The sequence below is a fragment of the Candidatus Rickettsiella viridis genome (assembly GCF_003966755.1).
In the GTDB taxonomy this organism is placed as follows: Bacteria; Pseudomonadota; Gammaproteobacteria; order Diplorickettsiales; family Diplorickettsiaceae; genus Rickettsiella_B; species Rickettsiella_B viridis.
Genome location: NZ_AP018005.1, coordinates 654354 through 674563 on the forward strand (window position 1 = coordinate 654354; position 20210 = coordinate 674563).

The 20210-nt window shown below is 36.3% G+C and carries 25 protein-coding genes and 1 tRNA gene; 16 read left to right on the forward strand and 10 right to left on the reverse strand.

From position 1 onward, the window contains the following. The first annotated feature begins 92 nt into the window (after nucleotides 1–92). Both DMP02_RS03010 and DMP02_RS03015 read left to right on the forward strand, forming a co-directional pair. The gene (locus tag DMP02_RS03010) at nucleotides 93–2012 is read left to right on the forward strand and encodes a hypothetical protein (RefSeq protein ID WP_126322607.1); all 1920 of its coding nucleotides are present in this window, start codon (nucleotides 93–95) and stop codon (nucleotides 2010–2012) included. Nucleotides 2013–2085: 73 nt separating this feature from the next. Next, nucleotides 2086–2838: a hypothetical protein gene (locus tag DMP02_RS03015; RefSeq protein ID WP_126322608.1), complete on the forward strand. Its 753-nt coding sequence runs from the start codon at nucleotides 2086–2088 to the stop codon at nucleotides 2836–2838. Nucleotides 2839–2844: 6 nt separating this feature from the next. Here DMP02_RS03015 and DMP02_RS03020 read toward each other — a convergent pair whose 3' ends face one another. Beyond that, complete coding sequence (locus DMP02_RS03020) at nucleotides 2845–3117, reverse strand: BolA family protein (RefSeq protein WP_126322609.1); 273 nt, start codon at nucleotides 3115–3117, stop codon at nucleotides 2845–2847. Then, nucleotides 3114–3653, reverse strand: a complete 540-nt coding sequence (locus tag DMP02_RS03025; protein ID WP_126322610.1) for a septation protein A — start codon at nucleotides 3651–3653, stop codon at nucleotides 3114–3116. Before DMP02_RS03025 ends, DMP02_RS03020 begins: the two co-directional genes overlap by 4 nt. A 72-nt stretch (nucleotides 3654–3725) precedes the next feature. On the opposite strand from DMP02_RS03025, the gene DMP02_RS03030 reads away from it, so the two are divergent. Together DMP02_RS03030 and gltX are read left to right on the forward strand one after the other, a co-directional pair. Next, nucleotides 3726–4385: an L-threonylcarbamoyladenylate synthase gene (locus DMP02_RS03030; RefSeq protein WP_126322611.1), complete on the forward strand. Its 660-nt coding sequence runs from the start codon at nucleotides 3726–3728 to the stop codon at nucleotides 4383–4385. Nucleotides 4386–4498: 113 nt separating this feature from the next. After that, nucleotides 4499–5875 (forward strand): glutamate--tRNA ligase, encoded by a 1377-nt coding sequence (gene gltX / locus DMP02_RS03035; RefSeq protein WP_126322612.1) that lies wholly within the window; start codon nucleotides 4499–4501, stop codon nucleotides 5873–5875. Nucleotides 5876–5985: 110 nt separating this feature from the next. On the opposite strand, the gene DMP02_RS03040 is transcribed toward gltX, so the two are convergent. Next, nucleotides 5986–6291: a hypothetical protein gene (locus DMP02_RS03040; protein ID WP_126322613.1), complete on the reverse strand. Its 306-nt coding sequence runs from the start codon at nucleotides 6289–6291 to the stop codon at nucleotides 5986–5988. A 177-nt stretch (nucleotides 6292–6468) separates the two neighbouring features. On the opposite strand from DMP02_RS03040, the gene DMP02_RS07205 reads away from it, so the two are divergent. After that, nucleotides 6469–6645 (forward strand): hypothetical protein, encoded by a 177-nt coding sequence (locus DMP02_RS07205; RefSeq protein WP_172593968.1) that lies wholly within the window; start codon nucleotides 6469–6471, stop codon nucleotides 6643–6645. Nucleotides 6646–6880: 235 nt separating this feature from the next. Here the strand turns inward: DMP02_RS07205 and DMP02_RS03045 are convergent, their stop codons facing one another. The 5 genes from DMP02_RS03045 to DMP02_RS03060 all read right to left on the reverse strand — a co-directional run bounded on the left by DMP02_RS03045 (nucleotide 6881) and on the right by DMP02_RS03060 (nucleotide 9038). Then, the gene (locus DMP02_RS03045) at nucleotides 6881–7339 is read right to left on the reverse strand and encodes a hypothetical protein (RefSeq protein ID WP_126322614.1); all 459 of its coding nucleotides are present in this window, start codon (nucleotides 7337–7339) and stop codon (nucleotides 6881–6883) included. Between the two features lie 265 nt (nucleotides 7340–7604). Beyond that, a tRNA-Ala gene (locus DMP02_RS03050) sits at nucleotides 7605–7680 on the reverse strand. Nucleotides 7681–7766: 86 nt separating this feature from the next. After that, nucleotides 7767–8111, reverse strand: a complete 345-nt coding sequence (locus DMP02_RS07350; RefSeq protein WP_232019606.1) for a tyrosine-type recombinase/integrase — start codon at nucleotides 8109–8111, stop codon at nucleotides 7767–7769. 25 nt (nucleotides 8112–8136) lie between these two features. Continuing rightward, a complete protein-coding gene (locus tag DMP02_RS07355; RefSeq protein ID WP_232019607.1) occupies nucleotides 8137–8703 on the reverse strand; it encodes a site-specific integrase in 567 nt (188 codons plus the stop codon). Nucleotides 8704–8705: 2 nt separating this feature from the next. Beyond that, nucleotides 8706–9038 (reverse strand): hypothetical protein, encoded by a 333-nt coding sequence (locus DMP02_RS03060; RefSeq protein WP_232019608.1) that lies wholly within the window; start codon nucleotides 9036–9038, stop codon nucleotides 8706–8708. 152 nt (nucleotides 9039–9190) lie between these two features. On the opposite strand from DMP02_RS03060, the gene DMP02_RS03065 reads away from it, so the two are divergent. The 6 genes from DMP02_RS03065 (at nucleotide 9191) to DMP02_RS03090 (ending at nucleotide 13033) form a co-directional block, all read left to right on the forward strand. Next, nucleotides 9191–10150, forward strand: coding sequence for a Cro/CI family transcriptional regulator (locus tag DMP02_RS03065; RefSeq protein ID WP_172593969.1), 960 nt, complete (start codon nucleotides 9191–9193; stop codon nucleotides 10148–10150). A 135-nt stretch (nucleotides 10151–10285) separates the two neighbouring features. Further along, on the forward strand, nucleotides 10286–10618 hold the full coding sequence (locus DMP02_RS03070) for a hypothetical protein (RefSeq protein WP_126322616.1): 333 nt from the start codon (nucleotides 10286–10288) through the stop codon (nucleotides 10616–10618). A 377-nt stretch (nucleotides 10619–10995) separates the two neighbouring features. Then, entirely contained in the window at nucleotides 10996–11439 is a 444-nt protein-coding gene (locus tag DMP02_RS03075; protein ID WP_126322617.1) for a hypothetical protein, read from the forward strand. 137 nt (nucleotides 11440–11576) lie between these two features. Further along, nucleotides 11577–12029 carry a PAS domain-containing protein gene (locus tag DMP02_RS03080; RefSeq protein ID WP_126322618.1) on the forward strand — a complete coding sequence of 151 codons (453 nt, stop codon included), beginning with the start codon at nucleotides 11577–11579 and terminating at the stop codon, nucleotides 12027–12029. 32 nt (nucleotides 12030–12061) lie between these two features. Continuing rightward, complete coding sequence (locus tag DMP02_RS07540; protein ID WP_408608711.1) at nucleotides 12062–12163, forward strand: hypothetical protein; 102 nt, start codon at nucleotides 12062–12064, stop codon at nucleotides 12161–12163. A 237-nt stretch (nucleotides 12164–12400) separates the two neighbouring features. Then, nucleotides 12401–13033 carry a response regulator transcription factor gene (locus DMP02_RS03090; RefSeq protein ID WP_126322619.1) on the forward strand — a complete coding sequence of 211 codons (633 nt, stop codon included), beginning with the start codon at nucleotides 12401–12403 and terminating at the stop codon, nucleotides 13031–13033. Nucleotides 13034–13161: 128 nt separating this feature from the next. Here the strand turns inward: DMP02_RS03090 and DMP02_RS03095 are convergent, their stop codons facing one another. Next, nucleotides 13162–15741 carry an amino acid adenylation domain-containing protein gene (locus DMP02_RS03095; RefSeq protein ID WP_126322620.1) on the reverse strand — a complete coding sequence of 860 codons (2580 nt, stop codon included), beginning with the start codon at nucleotides 15739–15741 and terminating at the stop codon, nucleotides 13162–13164. 23 nt (nucleotides 15742–15764) lie between these two features. Continuing rightward, the gene (locus tag DMP02_RS03100; protein ID WP_172593970.1) at nucleotides 15765–16733 is read right to left on the reverse strand and encodes a GNAT family N-acetyltransferase; all 969 of its coding nucleotides are present in this window, start codon (nucleotides 16731–16733) and stop codon (nucleotides 15765–15767) included. 242 nt (nucleotides 16734–16975) lie between these two features. On the opposite strand from DMP02_RS03100, the gene DMP02_RS03105 reads away from it, so the two are divergent. From DMP02_RS03105 to DMP02_RS07210, 5 genes are all read left to right on the forward strand, one after another. Continuing rightward, nucleotides 16976–18574: an ATP-binding response regulator gene (locus DMP02_RS03105; protein WP_126322622.1), complete on the forward strand. Its 1599-nt coding sequence runs from the start codon at nucleotides 16976–16978 to the stop codon at nucleotides 18572–18574. Between the two features lie 18 nt (nucleotides 18575–18592). Continuing rightward, entirely contained in the window at nucleotides 18593–19066 is a 474-nt protein-coding gene (locus DMP02_RS03110; RefSeq protein WP_126322623.1) for an Hpt domain-containing protein, read from the forward strand. Nucleotides 19067–19074: 8 nt separating this feature from the next. After that, the gene (locus tag DMP02_RS03115; protein WP_126322624.1) at nucleotides 19075–19545 is read left to right on the forward strand and encodes a hypothetical protein; all 471 of its coding nucleotides are present in this window, start codon (nucleotides 19075–19077) and stop codon (nucleotides 19543–19545) included. Between the two features lie 33 nt (nucleotides 19546–19578). Beyond that, the gene (locus DMP02_RS03120; RefSeq protein WP_145985127.1) at nucleotides 19579–19857 is read left to right on the forward strand and encodes a hypothetical protein; all 279 of its coding nucleotides are present in this window, start codon (nucleotides 19579–19581) and stop codon (nucleotides 19855–19857) included. Nucleotides 19858–20049: 192 nt separating this feature from the next. Continuing rightward, a complete protein-coding gene (locus tag DMP02_RS07210; protein ID WP_172593971.1) occupies nucleotides 20050–20199 on the forward strand; it encodes a hypothetical protein in 150 nt (49 codons plus the stop codon). The last annotated feature ends 11 nt before the right edge of the window (nucleotides 20200–20210 follow it).

The following is a 20210-nucleotide window of genomic DNA, read 5'->3' on the forward strand; positions in this document are numbered from 1 at the left end:
ACTTAGGTGATTAAGCATAATGGGTATAAAAAATAATAATGTAGGTCCTAGTGAAGATTTAAGAATCGCAGCAGCACTAGAGGAAGCGATGAGTGATACTGAATCATTTACTTCCATGTCTAGATCCAGAATCAGAGGATGAAGAGGACGCTACACTGACCCCTTTCGAAATAATACAGCCAACAATAGCAGCGCGTGATAGCGGGGATATTCATACTCAGCTTGAGCGTGATATTCAAATGCTTAGCCAAGCTATTGTTCGGTATGGCCAGTCAGAATCCGATAAAATAAAAGCCCACACCCTTTTAAAAAGTATCTTATTACTTTATTTTGGAAATATAAGTTATAGAGATAAACAGGATAAACAATTTCATCCTTGGCATGAATTAAAGGGTTTTTCTAAGCTAAAAACCTTTCCCATTGCCGCTGCGTTGCTTCACGGTAGCAGGGTTTTAATTGAGCTTTCTTCTGATATCAGTGAAGAACTTATTAAATGGTTTGTTCCTGATGATACGAGTTGGCGTTATTTAGCAACTCATGGAATTACTGAAGTTGCTGCACAGCAACGAGAAGGGGAAACAGACTTATCAGCACAAATGCCTAATAAGCATTTAGCAGAAAAGAAAGTCAACCCGGTCGATGAGGCAATGCGTGTACTGGCTAAAAACATAACTAATGGAATAACAACACTATATAACTATTTTTTCTCTTTCTTAGGATCCGAAACAAAAGCCAGTGATTCTTATGAAGGACATTATGGTATTAATATCGCCTTAGGCGGTGCAGAAAATGAAAATCAACACTCAAAAAATAAAATTCAACCTAATGGTGAACACGGTCACTTATATTTTCATTATGTTAAGCCTAAGGAAGAAAGACATGGTGGTTTATTATTAGGAATAGAACAATCGGCTCCAGGCAAACCCGATCAATACGGTGGTTCTCATGGTCTAGATGGGGCGCCAAAGAATGTTAGTGCTTCGGGTGGCGATTTTTTTTGCAAAGCAGGTGCCTTAGAAAACTTACCGATAGATAATTATTACGACAGCCTTTGGAATTTTATTTCTAATCAAAATTTCAGTGTAATCCAAGAATCTTACAACACAATATGTATTTTATTGGATTTATTATCGCTTGATCCTAGCACTAAAGATGAAGGGATTAATTTTATTAAGGAAATTGTTTCTTCATCAGGACAAGGGAGTAAAGCAAGCATGGATGATTTATGCAATAAATATTTTGTAAAGACCAACCTGTATAAATCATTGCAACAAGACTTTAATGCTAAATTAAGTATATTTAATAAAAAAAATAAATTATCAAATAAAAAGCTTCAAGCCGATTTTAATGATCGATTACAATTACACACACAGTCATTTACAGAAAGAACTAAATGTTTAATGGGAGCAATGCAACGATTAACTGAAGAAAATAAATCGCTGCAACAACAGTTAGCACAGTATCAATTAGCTGAAAATCAAAGAGAGGAACACGTTGCTAGGGAAGATAAAGTAGCGGTAATAAAAAATTTGCAAGCATTAACCAGTATGTTTATGAAAAACGTGACCAATAATATGGGGCGATTTGCTAAAAACTCTAAAAAGGCGGCTATTTTTACTCAGTTAATCAATAAGCTTGATGGAAAAAATGCCAATGAATTGAGCGAAAACGACCTTTTCTGGATGCTAAAGAATTTTATTGGGGTAGCGATAATGAATCGTTATGATAAAAAGGGAGGGCAAACTCATTCAGGCAAGGCGTGTTTGAATTTATTGAATGATCCTAACTATAAGCCGTTAAAAACTCTTTTATTTTCTCAATCATCTCAAATCGACGATTTACAGTATCAGCATTTACTTAGCTTATTCAACGCTACCGAACAACCGTCGTTATTAACTTCCGCACGCCATCGGCAATCACTGTATAATGCCTTTGGTCTTACTAGAAACAACAAGAATATCTTGAGTGCACAACTGGATTTGGCCATGAGAGAATTTCTCTATAAGCCTTAAATTCGCGTTTTAATATTAGGTTAATATTAGTCTGATACGCTATCAAATAACGTTATTTATTTTGTTTGCTAGTATGGCTAAGATCAAAGTCCATCTTTTAAATTTTCATGGCCCGTTTAATTCCCATATTGAGATTGTATTAGAAAATTTATCGAATAAAAATCGGCTTTTTTACAATCTTAACCGTTGGAAGATGCCGTCCAATAAATGGGAAAAATGGCCTAAAGAATATATAACAAAGGCCAGCTCAGTATACAGTTTTGATATAACTGCTGATCCCCGTGATATTACTGAAAGTTGGATAAACTACTGGCTTGATACTGAAGAGAATGCCTCTGTTTTAGGCGATAACTGTGCTGTGGCAACCCAGTGGTTTCTGAGCAAATTTGCTGGCATTCCTCAGCCAGATTCATCTAATTTTAGTTTAAATTATCTTGGTTTTGGGGTTGTGTGGCCCAGTTTTATTCCCTGTTTTGTCACCCTTCCGGGCCGTATACTATCCAATGCTAAATTTCATGTAGAAGCTAAAAATAACCCTGAAATGACTGTGAAATATAACCGATTATTGGAATCTACCTATAAGGCACTGGCTGTATTGGCTTTTGCCGTTTCTTCAACCTTGGCCGTTGCAGCTGTATTGCCATTAGCAATAGCCGTGTTAACGATAGCGGTTACTGCGGCTGGTATGGTTGTAGCTGCTTCCAAGGCCTATCATTTTTTTAAAGAGAAGAGCTCGCCGAAGGAAATCGTTTCAGATAACTATTTTGACGACATAGATAATTTTCTATCAAATAGCAATGCTAGAACGCCTATGCGAGCGGGCTAATAAGGCTTATTGATTGGGTATTATTTCAATGCGTAAGGCATGGATTTCTGTGCCTACCGTATTTCCCAGTGCGGCGTAAACCAGGCGGTGGCATTCTATCAGCGGCTTAGTTTGAAAAAGCGGTGAGCTAATGCGAACCGTAAAATGCCCAGCGCCTTCTTCAGAATGGCCAATATGCTGAGCGCCATCATCAATGATTTCTAAATAGGTGGGTGCCAAGGCTTGCGAAAGTTTAGTTCGCAGCGAGGAGATACGATCGTCTGTTTTAGTTGTTTTCATGTTTTTTCATCGGTTTGAATATAACGGCTCAGATAAATAGCTTGCAGCAGAATAAATAAAAAAGTGATGCCTAAGAAACCAAATAATTTGAAATTGACCCAGGTGTTGGTATCAAACGAATAAGCAACCCATAAATTAATGCAGCCCATCAAGGTGAAAAAAATAAACCAGTTTCTATTCAAGGACGACCATACCGTGTTGGGCAAGGTAATATTGGTTTCTAAGAGATGCTGTATGAGTGGTTTTTTGCCAATGTAGTGCGAAATCAGGGCAATAAAAGCTAAGAGCCAATAAAGTACAGTGGGTTTCCACTTGATAAATAGTTCATTATGGAAAAGTAAGGTACTACCACCAAATAAGAGGATGAGGATAAGACTAATAAGTTGTATACTAGGCAGCGATCGGTGTTTGACCCAGTAACTGATGACTTGGACAAGGCTGATTAAAATAGCGGCTGCGGTGGCAACATAAATGCCATAGAATTTATAAACCACAAAGAAGGCAGCAATCGGTAAAAAATCAAAAAGTAAGCGCATGTGGTCGAAATGGTGGGCTAAATTAGCCTTTAGTATATAACAGTGCTCCGTGTTTAGGAAAGAGTGGTAGCTGTGAGTCAGTTTTTTAAAATCCATCCCGATAACCCACAACTTCATTTGATTCGTCAAGCGGCGAGCTTGCTGATAAAAGGGGGGCTGATTGTTTACCCTACCGATTCTGCCTATGCCTTAGGCTGTAAAATGCGTAATAAGGACGGTATTCAACGATTGCGACAAATTCGTGAATTAGATGATAGGCATTCTTTAACCCTATTATGCCGGAATCTTTCCGAACTAGCGAAGTATGCGCAGCTTGAAAATCCTATTTTCCGTTTGTTAAAAGCCACTACACCAGGTCCTTATACCTTCTTATTGCCGGCTACTCAGGAAGTCTCTAAAACCATCATGAATACCAAGCGCAAAACAGTGGGGGTACGTATTCCTAATAATAAAATTGTGCATGCACTGTTAGAGATGATCGATCAGCCGCTGGTCAGTAGCAGTTTGATTTTGCCCGGTGCCGATTTGCCTTTATTAGAGCCTGAAGCCATGCGTGATATGCTAGGCGAGCGGGTTGATTTAATTATTGATGGTGGACCCTGTGGTTTAGAGCCAAGTACCGTGGTTGATTTAGTGGATAGCCTGCCAAGAATTGTTCGTAAGGGTAGGGGTGATATTCGTCCCTTTGTTGAATCCACTTCGCCCTTGGATTTTTGTCGGCGTTTTTGCTAACCTTTCCATCCTCATATATTTTGTAGGAACGAAGGTTGCTCGATTTTCACGGCGCCTTGCCAAAAATCCAATGACTGTGAGTATAAAAATAGTAAGAGAAAGTAGAGAAAGTTATGAAAGTTCGTACACGTTTCGCACCCAGTCCTACCGGTTATTTACATATTGGTGGTGTCAGAACAGCCTTATATAGCTGGTTATATGCAAAAAAAAAAAATGGAGAATTTATATTACGTATAGAAGATACGGATTTAGAGCGTTCAACACCCGAAGCAGTTGATATTATTTTAGAAGGATTACACTGGTTAGGTTTAAGCTGGGATGAAGGTCCTTTTTATCAAAGCCAACGTTTAGCACGTTATCAAGCGGTATTAAATCAATTACTCAGCGAAGATAAAGCCTATCGTTGCTATTGCTCTAAAGAACGGCTGAGTGCGTTGCGTGAAGAACAGCTCCAGCAGCAAAAAAAACCACGCTACGATGGTCATTGTAGAGACCGTAAAACCGTGATCGCTAATCAACCGTTTGTGATTCGTTTTCGTAACCCATTAGAAGGCGAAGTCGTGGTAGCGGATCAGGTGCATGGCGATGTGAGGTTTCAAAACCAAGAGCTGGATGATTTAATTATTGCGCGAAGCGATGGTTCACCCACCTATAATTTTACCGTGGTAGTAGACGATTGGGATATGCAGATTACCCATGTTATTCGTGGTGACGATCATCTGAATAATACGCCGCGACAAATTAATTTATTGCTGGCACTCGGCGCACATTTACCCATCTATGCGCATGTGCCCATGATCTTAGGCCCGGATGGAAAAAAACTCAGCAAGCGGCAAGGTGCGGCGAACGTATTGGAATATCGAGAAGAAGGTTATTTAGCAGATGCCTTATTAAATTATTTAGTCCGATTAGGTTGGTCACACGGCGATCAAGAAATTTTTTCGCGCGAAGAAATAATCAACTTTTTTGATATAGCGGATTTAAATAAGTCGCCGGCGGCGATTAATCCGGATAAATTAAGTTGGCTCAACCAACATTATTTAAAAACCGATGATCCTAAACAAATAACCCAGTTATTGGAAAAAGAAATGCAGCAATTAGGGATTAATACACAAGGCAAAGATTCACCTGATTTACAGGATGTGGTGATGTTGCAGCGTGAGCGTGTTAAAACGCTACGCGAAATGGCGGAAAAAAGTCGGTTTTTTTATGAAGCGGATTTTTCTGTGCCGCAAACATTTCCTGCGGATATTTTATCGGCATTAAAGGCGCTCCAAGCTCAGTTTATACAACTTAATGATTGGACGAATGAATCATTACATCATGCATTGGTTGAAACCGCAGCGCAGTTTTCATTAAAATTAGGTAAATTAGCGCCCGCTTTGCGCCTGGTGGTAACGGGGACTTCTGTATCCCCGCCTATTAATGTAACTTTGCACTTGCTAGGTAAAAAAGAAGTATTAGCGCGTATGGAAAAAGCCTTGGTTTAAGTAAAGCGGAGGGTTTTACCCTCTTCTTTATTTTCAGGGGTTTCGACTTTTAATGTGGTTGCCGAGGATGGCGCGTGTGCTCCAAACAGTAAAAGCCGTTGTTCTACCGATTAATAGAATTGCTCTAATTTTTCTTCACAGGCTTTAAGTTTTTCTTGCAATTCTTTTTCTGCTTCTTTTAATTCCACTTCCATACTTTTTGGACAGTGAGGACAATCTTTCTCGCTGACTTTACCATTCACCGGAGTTTTTACGAGCCTGACAGATTGGTGAGGTGAAATTGCGTCAAGCAAGGTTGGATTTGCTTCCATGTAATCCGTAATTACTTTTAATTGCTGAGAGGTTACCGGTGTATTGTCTGAAATAAAATGACCCGTACGCAAAAAATGTGCAAAGCTTTGTTTGAATCCTACCATTGTGATTTTTATTCCTTAATTATTTTATAAACAGAAGGCGAATTACGCTGGGTTCAGCATATCTTAGACGATAGAAAAAAAGAGTATCAATCTTTACAACAAAAACCCTAAGTGAGCTTAGACGATGTGACGGCTATGACAGAAAATTTAAAAGCCTTGTAAGCAGAGTTTGAACTGATGATGGATACTGCTTTGAACACTAACAGTGGGGATAAGCAAAGTGATGTACAAAGTATGCAAAAGGAAAGCGTCTCTGAAGATTCAAGCCCTTGGTCTATAAATACAGCGTTATTATCTTATGCTGCTAAGCAAGAAATTGGATTTAAAGCGGGTATTAGACAAAGGTTTTTTTAAAGCGATATCTCAAGCTACTCCTATATATTTACCCGTAAATGCGATGAATAGCACGATGATGAATGCGACATCGATTCAACAGCAATTTACCGAGGTAGATAATAGGGTTGTTTTGTTGTGAGAGACAAAAAGAGAGCGTATTAAGCGCTCTCTTTTTTATCATTCAATAGTATGGAATATATTTTTTCAAAATAATAGCTACTTTATACGGCAATTTTAAAAAGACGCTTTTTCTTCATTCATTCTTTAACGTAAATTTACAATTATTTGTACTAACGTTATTTTCACAACTATATAGACCGGGTCCATAAAAATTCTTCCAGTATTTCTTATTAAATTTAGTTACATCTACAGCATCCGCATCTATATCGCGTAACTTTAAATTAAAATAATTATGATCATAAAATATATACGTACAAGTTAATGAGGATTTTTTTATATCTTTAGTCTTTTCTTGATAAAAAGCACCCTTAAAACTTTCTAAAGAACCAAAATAAAATAGAATTTTATTTTTAGAGTTTATATTTTTATTCATGAAGTTTGTTCCCTTGTTCGTGGATCCCCCATTTAAATAAACTTCAAATTTTTCAATTGCTGAATGAACTTTTTCGGGAGAGGGGCAGGTAGTGGCAAAACCAGGTGAAATAATAAATAAAAAAAATAAACTGCTTATAAATAAACTAGAACATTTCATTTTTAACTCCGAATATTTATATGTTTATGGTTATTAAAAGTAGAGCATAATTGATGCGAAGAATTTTATCTATTACAAGATGTTGAGCTAATAAAGCAATGTTATTAATATTACTTAAATTTTCGCTTTTATTTTTAATTTCTATAAGGACTTTGTATGGCACGAGGTGTTGACAAGGTTATCTTAATTTGTACTGAAGGCCGTCTCCAAGTCGCGTAAGGGATTTTTTAAAAGATTGGAAATTGGTGTAGGTGTTTGAATTAATTGGTGGAGCTAAGCGGGATCGAACCGCTGACCTCTTACATGCCATGCAAGCGCTCTACCAGCTGAGCTATAGCCCCGAAGCCCGTCATTCTAAGGGGTCAGGTCAAATACTGTCAACTCTATAAAGCCCTTGCGCGACTTTTGCGCGACTCAGTTTTCTTTTTTAATGACTGAGCCTCCTTCTCAGTACCATTGAATGCTTTCCTATTTCACATACTTTATTCGCTGCTCGAATTAGATTACCTAATGTTGCCGCCGAATAATGAGTAGTGACACTTTTAGTTTTATGCCCTAGTAAAATTTGCCTATCTTCAAAGCTCACTTCCGCTGAGCGTAGTCGATGTCCAAATGTGTGCTTGAGGTCATGAACCCTGACTTGGGATAATTTTGCTCTGATTCGTGCTTTTTTCCAGGCTGAATTTAATATCCGTGTTATTGGTTTTCCTTTAAAAGCAAAAACATATTCTGGGTGATTTCCTCGCACCGACTCAATTACGTTCAAAGCCATTCTATTTAAGACAACTAGCCTTTCTTCACGGTTTTTTTACTTCTTCTGCAGGAATCATAAAAACGGATCCTTCGGGTATTTTAATTTCCCATTTCCATTTAAGATGACAGATTTCATGACTACGGCAGCCCGTATTAACTGCAAAAATGGCCATTTGTTTTAAATGTTGAGGTAACTCGTTAAATAAGCGGGTTTCCTCATCTACTTGAAGTGGATAGGGTTCTCGCTTATCTTTTTCTTTGAGCAACTTTATTTTAGGTGCAATTTGTAACCAAGTTAGATTATTTTCATCTTTCCAATCATCCGCAGCCAACCTCAAGATACGACGTACAATCTGTAGCGCATAGTTGATAGTCCTTGTTTTCGCACCAGATTTTTCACGTTCTTTAATAAATTCTTTGAGACTGTTCATATGGATAGATTCGATAGGTAGATGTCCAATATATTCATCTAACATTTTTATATAAATAGCATCCGTGCTTAAACTTACTTTATCCGCATTGCTTCGCAAATACTCAATAGTTGCCTCACGGAAAGTCCGCTTTGGTCTTATTCCATAAATACTAGCTTGTCGAATTTGCTCTAAGCGCATTACTAAGAAACATTCGGCTTCTTTGAGAGTGCTTGCTCCAGTACTTTCTGAAATTCGGCGTCCGTTGACTTTCTTGTTAATGTGCCAAATGTTCCCACGTTTAACGAGCCCAGGCATTTTTTTTCTTCCCATTGTGGTCTCCCCTTTAATGGAGGACGACCCTTACACTGCTTATAATCGTCCACCCATGCATCTAAATCAAGTCGATCAAAAGCAATACCTATCTCTCCGATTGGCACTACCATTAAATAAGGTCTCACTTCTTCATTAAACCGATGGCGATCCATTCCCAAATAATTTGGTGCATCACGTAATCGAATTAGTCGCGGTTGCATTCTTAATCCCCTTATTAATTTTTTATTTAAACCAGGTTTATTTTTATCGCTCCATCTTTATCAGGTTATCGAATTTACCTACGACATATGTCGTAGGTAATTTATATAAAATGCTTTTACATAAAAATAATGATAAGGAGCGGATATCAATAATGCTCATCAATTCATTAAGAAAAGTAATTGCTCACTTCGGTTCAACAACAAAGGTTGCGGAAGCTTTAGGAATTCCACAACAAAGTGTTAGTGATTGGTATCGTGGTCGTAGTGAAATACTTCTGAAATTCGCATTACATTTAGTTTGGATGATGCGTGGGGAAGTGGATTGGAAGGATTTGGTCTCTTTTAAAATTGCTTATCGTTTAAAAAATCTCTGCTTATCACTTAAAGAAGTGGGGTTTTATCCTTGTGAATTAATTCATGTATTGACTAGTCGTATTCATGTATCCGCCAACTTAAAACCTTTAAAAAATAAAGAGAATTTTTTAAAGATAAATAGACCACCCTGCATTAATGAAGATTATACACTTATATTCGGTCACAAAAGTTTTTTTATTTACCAAGAAAAAAATAAAAAAACAATCCCTTGCTGGAAGTTTTCTCTGCAAAATTTGGCTGAAGGGAATTATATAACTGAAGATTTAGTAAAGACTTTTTTAATAAGCGAACGTGCAGCAATAGGGATTGCATTAGAAAAATATATTGGAAATCGTCAAGGGCAAAGAACTGATTTATTTGAAATTAAACAAGATGAATATTTTAAACAAAAACTCCGTCTCAATTTAGACAAAGTTAGAGGAAGGAAGATGTTTTTATTTCAAACTCACTTGGATTTAGCTCCAAAATTCAGTACAGGCAAGTTAAAAAAATTCTTCAATAATGATTACGCTATTTATTTAAGTTTAAATTTGCCGTCTACATATCCTTGTATTAACTCATGTAAAGCTTCTTTCATTTCTTTATCATCGCGAGCTGCTTGTAACTTCAAAGCTTTTCTTAAAGATATTGGCGTATCGAAACAAAGTCTAACTATTTCATCTTTAGCATTACTACTTTTAAAGGCTTGCTTCTTCATAAATGATTATCCGGAGAGGTCTAAAAAAAGAGCATTATAACTAACATTTAAAGTATTGACGATGCGAGCTATATTGCTCGTGTGAGTTACGAAAAAGTATCAAGCGTCCCCCAAGGTGAATCAGACCTTGAGGACAAACACAACCAACAACCTTAATCTTGCTAAGGAGCTAGTTATGACCGCAAACGTCAGTTTAAATCAATTAGTCCATCTGAAACAACCTGCCTGTGATTATCTATTTCAAATCAAATGTTTAATTCGGCAATTACAAGAGCTTAGGGATGAAGCGACTAATCTCTTATTTCATGCTCAAGTAAAGTCTAAATCTAGCGATAAATTATCAAAAAATGGCGACATCGCTCTAATAGATATTAAGGATCTGTATAAACTTTACTCTAAAGGGTTGATTAGAATAGAAGCAATCGTGATCGAGTTAATCCGTCGTAAAAGGAAACTAAACCAACTTTATAAAGATTATTTCAGTCTATTGCTAGAAGAGAGGGATTAAATAATAACACCCCTCAACTTAAGTTGAGGGGCATATTTAAATCCAAACCCGCCAACCCCGTTAGGGGTGACAGCGACAATGCGCTAACACTGCTGCTGTCTGGCACTTATCTCAACAACTAACCGTAATTAGGAGTCGAGCATCATGCTTGTACCAAGCTTATATCGATCATCTTATCGAATCAAATTTAATATCACATATGTGAGCATAAAAATTTATCTATTTTTAAAGTTTTTTCAGATCACATCTGTGAATATTTTAAATAATCCTATTTTGATTAAAATAAATCCAACACTAAAGAAAAAAGCGCAGAGAATCGCGCTTACCGTGTTAACAACATTAACACTTACCAATGATCAACTGTTCAGGAGTTGAGAATGGCTAATAGCACAACAAAACGAAAGAAAGCTAAATTCAAGTTAGCCGCGATAGAAGAGTCTTATTATGAGGCGGCAGCCTACGTTATGCTGCTTACCGAAGGTGTCCATAATCCAACTGCTGAAGATATTTTAAAGGCTAGAAATTATCTTTCAAATATATATTTAGGTCTGTCAATTCTTTTAGCGCCTGCCATATCAGAGAAGGATATCCGATTGCTCTATGATGCAGCTTGTGGAATAGAAACAAAAGCCTCTGCACGATCATTAAATAGTAATTCAGCGAATCTTCGGCAAAAAAGGTCGTATTTATTTAAAACGCTAAATGTAAAGAATGCCGATCATGCTGTTTATAGATTAACTCATATGGGTTATTTTCCTCCAAAACAGTTATTTATTCGATCTATTAATTTAGAGGAAACGGATGATACCTATTCTAAGTAAAAACTATGTTTCCATAAAAAATAACAGGATAAATATTTATGCCACAAGCCAGATTTAAAGACTTGATCCGATTCGCTGTGAAGACAAGCAACCTAACTTTATAAAAACTATTATTCTAATATCAATCAGGAGGGGTTATGACCAAGGATATCGGTAAAGATGGCGGGGGGTTGCAAGAAGTAAAAAAAGATGATTTTTTAAACAGGATGCCAAATCATAACTATTTTGCTAAAGACCTTAATCTTAGATACATAGCCTCAGAGTGTAGTGATTCAACCGCCATGTATGCTGGCGTTGATTCTCCTAAACAACTACAAGGAAAATCTGATTATGATTTAATTTGGGCTCCCTCAGCAGAGTCGTTTATTTTAACTGATAGGCAGGCATTGTCTAATCAACCACAAATTAACCATAAAGAAACAGTGCTAGTCCAAAATGGATTTCATGATTTCTTAATAACAAAAGTAAAAATGTATAACCGTAAAGAAGAGGTGATTGGAATTGTGGGGCTTAATATTTGTGTAGATAATTTTACTATTTCTGAAAGAAAAGGGAAATTAGATATTGAGCAAATCATAATCAAAATTTAACACGAAGACAAACTCAAGTATTTATAGGGGTAATAAAAGGGCATAGTGCATTAGAAATAGCCTATACTTTAAAGCTTAGGCTTAGAACAATAACAACGATTATAACGGAACTATATACTTCAATGTACAAGTAGAGCTAAAATAGTATTAGTCGCTGTTAAGAATGGTTGGCATTTTTTAATAAGCGATAACCTAATTTATAAGAAAATTTAATTGATTTATCTTTGAATTATTTTTTTAAATAATTTTATTAATGATGATAATCCACACTATATATTATATCAATAAAATAATAATAGCGCTATATAACGGTGTTTTTTATGTTTTATACGTTTCATAATCCTTTTTCTAGTAAATTTTAGTCAAAGGACATGAAAGTGGAGCAACAAGAACAACAAGAAATAATAGAAAATCACCAAATAATAAAAGAAGCCTTAGTGGTAGAAGACGATAATATTTGCGAGTATTTACTGTGTAATTATTTATCAAATCTAGACTATCGGGTTGAAGTAGCTAACAAAGCTAGCGCCGCCATTCAGCTTATACAGAGTAAACCATATACGCTAATTATAACTGATTTGGGCTTACCCGATCAGTCGGGTGAAGCGGTTATACAGGCGGCGCGTATGTGTGAACTTAACCAAGCAACACCGTTGATTGTTTGTAGCGCGCATGGTGATTTACAAGCGAAAAAATATTTAGACTTAGGTGCGGATAAAGTTTTAGTTAAACCTATTTTGGAAAAAAATCTTGTAGAGGTTATGGAAAAATGTTTTTTAGTTCCAGGATACCAAAGAAAATTTTATTACCAATTTAAAATTTTGTTAAAACAGTTAAAAGAACTTATAGAAGGGAAAGAGCAGTTATTTTTTTCAGAGCTTGAGATAGACGATTTCATCCAATCTTTGCGGCATATTACACAAAAGTCAACTCAAATTAGGGATGAGTATCAGCAATGGGCAAAAAAACTAGGTTCTAAAGAGATGATTAGTTTCAGTTTTTAGCACTGTGGTAACGAGACAATAATATAAACACAGGGAAAGTTAAAATTTTACTGAACTTTCCCTATACAAATTATTTTTTTATGAATCATTCTCATGATTAACAATCAACCTTTAGTAAGGATGAGATTTTATTTCATGGCATCAAAATAGCCATCCATTAGATTAGCTAAAGTTTCAACATGTGGCTTTTGAAACATGGTTTCATGATTGCCTGGTACTAAATAAGAGTTTATTTTGTTATCGCAGAAATTCTCCCAATGATTCATCGGCGCATCCATTGGCCTAAAGATAGGTAAAATTTCACTTGATTTAAAAAGTGCCATAGGGCATGTAATTCGTTTTACCTGATATTTCCATAATAGTCCCAGTCGTTGCGATTGAATACTCAATAATTTTTTAGGCTGTGTTAATTGTAGTTTTTTTAACTCTGTTTCCAACATCTGATGTTGCCTTTCCATTGATTTTTTAAAATACTGAACATCATTTAAGGTGGTAGGATAGACACCCCATCCATCTAAACTAACAATTGCCGTAACTTCTTCCCCTGCTTGATGGAGTATATGGGCTATCTCTACTGCAATGGTTGTGCCAAAAGAGGCACCGCCTATTAGATATTTTCCATTAGGTTGTATTTGTTTTATTTGTTCTAAATAGAAGCTTGCGATTTCTTCAATGCTTTCAAAAACTGGCTTTTCTAGCTCGATACTAGGGTCTTGAAAAGCATAGATGGGACGGTCTTTTTTTAATAATTTAGCTAATGAATAATACCAGAAAATAGTTCCGCCTATAGGGTGGATTAAGAAAAGAGGTGGTTGGTTACCCTGTGGTTGTAAAGTAATAAGGGAACTAGAAGAAGGTTTAGTCTTGGGATTCTTGTTACATAAGGACTGAATAAGATGGGCTTGTTGTTTTAAACTTGGGTAGGTAAAAATATCTTTTATTGAGAGCTCGACCCCTAATTGTTCTTTTATTTTAGATAGTAGCTTCAGAGCAAGCAGTGAGCTGCCTCCGCACTCGAAAAAATTATCTTCGAGATTTACCAGCGCTGTTCCTAAAGTCTCTTGCCAGAGGATAAGTAATTGCTTTTCTTCTTTAGTAGAAATAGCTACATTAATAACGTTTAAATCACTATTAAAATCTGGTTCAGGGAGTGACGATGTATCAACTTTACCATTAAGTGTCAGTGGTATTTCGGTAATCTTAATATAAGCTTTTGGCAGCATATAATGCGGGAATATGTTTTGCAAAGCCAACTTGATTGGTGTGATGTCTAATTTCTGGTTTTCTTTAGGAACGAGATAACAGATGAGGTTATCATAACCATGAGTATCTGTTTTTTTAGTAACAATTGCCTCAGAAATAGAAGGTTGCTTTAGGATAACGGATATTAATTCATTAGGTTCAATCCTTACCCCATTAATTTTTAATTGCTCATTATTGCGCCCTAAATATTCCAAATCCCCTTGAGCTAACCAACGTACAATGTCACCCGTTTTATACATTTTCGGGTACTTTATTGGTTCAAATGGGTTGTCGATAAACCTTTCTTGAGTTAGCTGATCGCGATTATGGTACCCTAAAGAGAGGCTGTCACTAGCAATGTAAAGCTCACCTTCTTCACCTACATCAACAAGGTCATTATCAGTATTTATAACGTATAGACTCGTATTATAAATAGGTTTGCCAATAATATTAGTGGTTAAATCAAATTCAGTATCGGTTACAGTATAGGATGTGATATCAATCGTAGCTTCCGTCGGGCCATAAAGATTATGTAATGGGCAGTGTAAACGCTCAAAAAAAAGTTTTTTTGTTGTCGTGGGTAGACTCTCTCCCCCACAAAATACATGACGTAATGAATGACAACTAGCGAACTGTTCTAATTTAAGTAACTCTTTCAAGAAACTAGGCACTACTTGCAGTGTGGTTACTTTATTTTGGATTAGGGTTTTAACCAATAAATTAGGATCAATATTAGATCCAAAAGGAGCGATAATTAATTCACAACCTACATAAAAAGGTAAAAATATTTCCCATACAGAGGGGTCAAAGGATAAAGGGGTTTTTAGTAAGATTTTATCTTTAGATGTAAGCTGAAATTTATGTTGCATCCATGACATATGATTATTGATGGCTCTATGGTGAATTTTAACGCCATTAGGTACCCCTGTACTGCCTGATGTATAAATAATATAAGCTAGTTCATTAGGATCGTTAATTGAAATAAAGTGATTTGCTTGTGTATTAATTTCTTCCATGCTTTCGTCAATGATGATGTGTTTAACCGGCGTATTTTTAAAATTTGCTACCAGTGCTGATTGGGTTAGTAAATAGGCAACAGAGCAGTCCTTGAGCATGAAATTTAGACGGTTAATGGGATAATTAATATCAAGAGGAATATAGCAATTTCCTGTTTTGAGGATAGCTAGGATGCTGATAATCATCTCTAAGCTTGGCATAAAATGGATTGCGACTTTTTGACCTTTGCTGAGTCCTTTTTTTATTAGATAATTGGCTAGTTGATTAACTTTGCAATTTAATTGGTAGTAGCTCAGAAATTGATGATTAAAACGTACAGCCACAGCATGTGGTGTGGTTTTAACATGGGTTTCGAGGAGTTCATTGACTGAGGTATTTTGCTTGTAAGGAAAACTGCTACCTTGGCCAAGCTGCATAAGGCAAGTGTTATTTTTTTTATTTTGTTGCATTGTAAAAAATAGGTGATATTAAGTTAACCAATTTCAAGAGAGCAAATGGCATAGTTTTTATGTTTATTTTCAAGCAAAGACGGCGGTACATCACCTTTAAACATAGCAACCGTGTCCGCTTCAGGAACTCGATTTAAATTAAAATGCTGAGTAAAGGATTCAATATAAGGGTTATGAGAAGGTGCATCGAGAAATACAGTGGAATTATTTACAGCACCGAGTAAGACTCGGAATAATTTTTGTGCATTCTCTATATGGTCGGCGTACAGAGGGCCGACTCTAAACCCCTCTATACAAGGGCGAATAATTCCAAGGCCTGTTACTTTCCCGCTATCGTCCGTTGATGCAAACCCCGCCACATGTTGGCATTGCATGAATTCGGTTAATAATTTCTTTCTTGATACGGAAAAGATGCTTTGGTCATATTCAATAATAGATTCAGAAGAAACCGTATTGAGATTTTTTATCCCTTCGTTTATCGCATCTTTATTAGCAACACTATTTTCTGTAGAAGTTTTTTGCCAGCGCTGAATATGAAAGCTTTCTTTGAATCCAGAGCGTGCATAGCGTGGTATTTGTGGGGGAACAGCATGTAAGTAAGCCGTGGCGTCAGGATTTTTTTCTAAAACTCTCATTGCATATTGCCATATTTCTGCTCCATATCCTTTGTTACGATATTCTTTTTTTACAATAAAGGGTCCAATAGTAAATAACTGAGAACTATATCTAATTATTGATATGGCACCGACAGGCTGGCCATTTTCCAGGAGAAGAAAATGGCCTTTAGGATCAAGTTTGTGGTAAAAGGAGGCATCATACTTTCCAATATTCCATTTTTCTTCTTTGCACCAACCCATTACCATTTCTAAATCTTTCTCTGTCATATATCTCATGGATAATTCAACCACAGGAGGATTATTTTGTTTCAAATCAACCTTAGAACGTGATCTGAGATTATAAGTAGATGAATTTTTCGTATATGCAACAAACATTATTTTTTGCCTTAAAATTATTATTATTTTCAAAAATAATAACATATTTTTTTGAAATAAATTACGCCTTTTATGGTGAGTCTAAGATCAATTTCTCATGATATCTTAGCCCCTGTACCATAAGGGGCTTGCATCATAAAGGGAGAAATACTAGCATGGCCTTCGTCCTTTATTAGCAGAGGGTTTCAGGCTTGCCTTGTTGAAAAAGGATAATTCCTAGCCTGTCAATTTGGATATAGACAATGACGAAAAAGAAAAAAATTTTCACCAATGAAAACAATATTCTTTCACTGGATTCAAAGTTAGATACCCCAGAAAAAATCCACCATTATTATCAAAAAATAATTGGCTGCATGCCCAACAATGTTTATTGGCTTGATCGCAATTGTATTACACAAGGCTGTAATAATAATATTTTGAAATTATTAGGTTTAAAAACACTCGATGAATTTATTGGGATCACTTATAAAAAAATGGGCGAATTGGCAGGTTGGACAGAAGGCCAAGCGGAATCCTTTGAACGGGATGATAGAGAAGTGATGGAAACAGGAGTGCCAAAATTAAATATTGAAGAGCCACCTTTATATGATGAGAAAGGTAATCCAATTTACTATATGTCTAGTCGAGAACCGATCTTTGATGATAAAGGTAAAGAGGTTATAGGGGTTATTGGAATTTCTGTAGATATAACTCAAAAGAAAAAGGATGCTCAAGCACTTATTTTAGCCAAAGAAAAAGCAGAAATAGCTAGTCAAGCCAAAACAGAATTTCTGGAAAACATGCGTCATGACATCCGGACACCCATAAGCGGTATTGTTGGTAATGCACATCTGATTCAAATGGAATCAGATATTCCAAAGAAAGTGACTAAATATGTTGATGAGCTTGTGCAATCGAGCGATGCCTTATTGGAATTTTTGGATAAAATTTTGGAAAATATTAAGGCGGAAACAGGCGAAATTCCCGTTTTGAAACATAAATTTGACTTAAAAGAAGCGTTAGATCAAATTGTACGTCTAAATAAATCGCAAGCCTTGGTAAAAGGCTTAGAATTAAATTTAGACTATGATCAGACAATTCCGACCTATTTGCTTGGCGATTCTGTCCGTATACAAAAGATTATATTAGAGTTACTGACTAATGCCTTAAAATACACCGCTAAAGGTTCGATTAACATCAGCGCGCGTTTAATAGAAGATAAAAAACGTGAAGCCATTGTTGAATTACGTGTCAGTGATACAGGCATGGGTATTCCTAAAGATAAACATGGTGAGGTTTATAAACGCTTTACTCGCTTGATGCCTTCTTATCAGGGTATTCCAGGTACGGGCTTAGGACTTTCAACGGTTAAACAATTTATCGAAGACTTACATGGTGAAATTCATATTGAGAGTGATCTAGGAAAGGGTACGACATTTATTTGTTTGATTCCTTTGCAAAAACCATTATTAATGGATAAATCCAATGTAGAAGAGTTAAAAGGGAACGTTGTTTTACCGAAAATAAGCGTGGCTAGCGTGGTTAATGAACTTTTAACTCCTGCAGCAGCTATTTCTTCTCATAGAAATCGCGTTTTAATTGTTGAAGACAATACGATAGCAGCCAATGTAGCACACAATATGCTATCAAAACTTGATTGCCAGACAGATGTTGCTCCTGATGGAAAAACAGCTTTAGAAAAAATAGAAAAAAATCATTATGATCTTGTTTTAATGGATATGGGATTGCCCGATGGAGACGGTTGTGACGTAACACAACGTATTCGATTAAAGAAAAAGCAACCCAACCCTTCAGTGCCGATTATTGGGTTAACAGCACATGTTGAAGCTGAAAAGAAGTAGCTTTGCCTTGAAAATGGAATGAATGCGGTATTCAATAAACCACTAACACTGAAAAAAGCCTCTGAGATATTAGCTTTTATTTCACATCAACAGTCACAAACAGCTATTCATAATGAACCCGCTGAGTCTGTAAAATCTGCTCCTATTCAGGATCTTCCTATTTTAGATATTAAAAAAGCGATTGAAACTTTAGGTAAGAAAGAAACTGTTAAAGATTGTTTAGATTTACTGGCAAGTGAGCTGAGTAAAGAGTTAGAAGAGATTAAACAGTACCATAAGAATAGTGATTGGCCAGCGATTAAAAACCTAGCGCATAAATGGAAGGGTGGAGCAAGTTATTGTGGAGCGAGTCGCTTGGAACAAGTTTGCCAAGATATAGGAACGGCATTACGAGCAGAATCGTCTGAAAAGCCCGAAATGCTTTATCAAACGTTACTCCAAGTCGCAGAGGCTACTAAAGAGGCAGTAAAAAAGGGAATTGATTCTCAATAATCAACTCTATGAAGAGGGATGAATTTCTATGGAAAAAGCCACCTCGGCAGTTATGTATTTCTCGTTCAGAAATACATGTTTGGAAGGTGTGTTTAAGCTCCGCTTTCGAGAAACATAAAGAACGATTAGCTTTTCTTTATTTACAATCATCGTGGATTAGCGAACGAAAATTAAAACATGAAAAGTATAAATTAGGCGTGGGCAAAGAAGGCCATTTACCAGATGGGATATTAGTGTTTGCCGATGGAAAACAGGCTGCTATTGAAGTAGAGCTTTCCTCTAAAAGCAGACAACGTTTAGACGACATATTAAAAACTTATGCGACCCAATTTACCCTACAAGAAGTTTGGTATTTTTGTCACGAATCGATGGTGCCTCGATTAAAAGAAGAGGCAAAAGCCATGCCCTTTGTCAAAATTCATGCACTAAAACCATTTTTAGAAAAACAACTAACTCACATGCATGCCCTTACAGGATAGCGTTTTTTTAGAACGACCACGAGAGACTATTCAATGTGTGTTAATTGTACTTTGTTGTCTATGGCAAAGCATAGTCGCTTTGTTGGGTTTGGTACTGTTTATTATCTTAATCCGAGTATTTCGTTATTCCGTTTGGTCGATATTTTTAGTAGATATAGTGAACGAAAACGCAAGAAAGCACTTAAAGGAGAAAAAGATGGGCATGGGTTTTTTACATCTAATCTTACTTCTGCTCCAGCTGGGACAGCAGCGTGTACTACAGAGGATGAGGTTCATGGTTCCGTTAGGGCGGGGCGTCTTCATTTAAGTTGACAAAATGATCGGATTGTTTGAGAGAGTTGAAGTTTTTGGATCAGCAAGCATTAGGTCAACAAGCTAATACAAGTTTATTCTTGTGAAGGTAAGAAAGAACTTGTATTGCTACATTTAGAAATCTAGGGACAACACCAGTTGCATTTATTGACTAAATGTTTATGAATAATTTAGTCAAAGGAGCTTATAGGGATGCCTCTCATTAAAGGTAAAAAAGCAGCCACTAAAAAAGGCTTTGCAGAGAATATTAAACGCGAAATTAAAGCGGGTAAACCGCAAAAGCAGGCGATCGCTATTGCTTATGCCCAGGCAAGACAAGCTAAGAAAAAATCAAAGAAGTAAATTTTTTATTG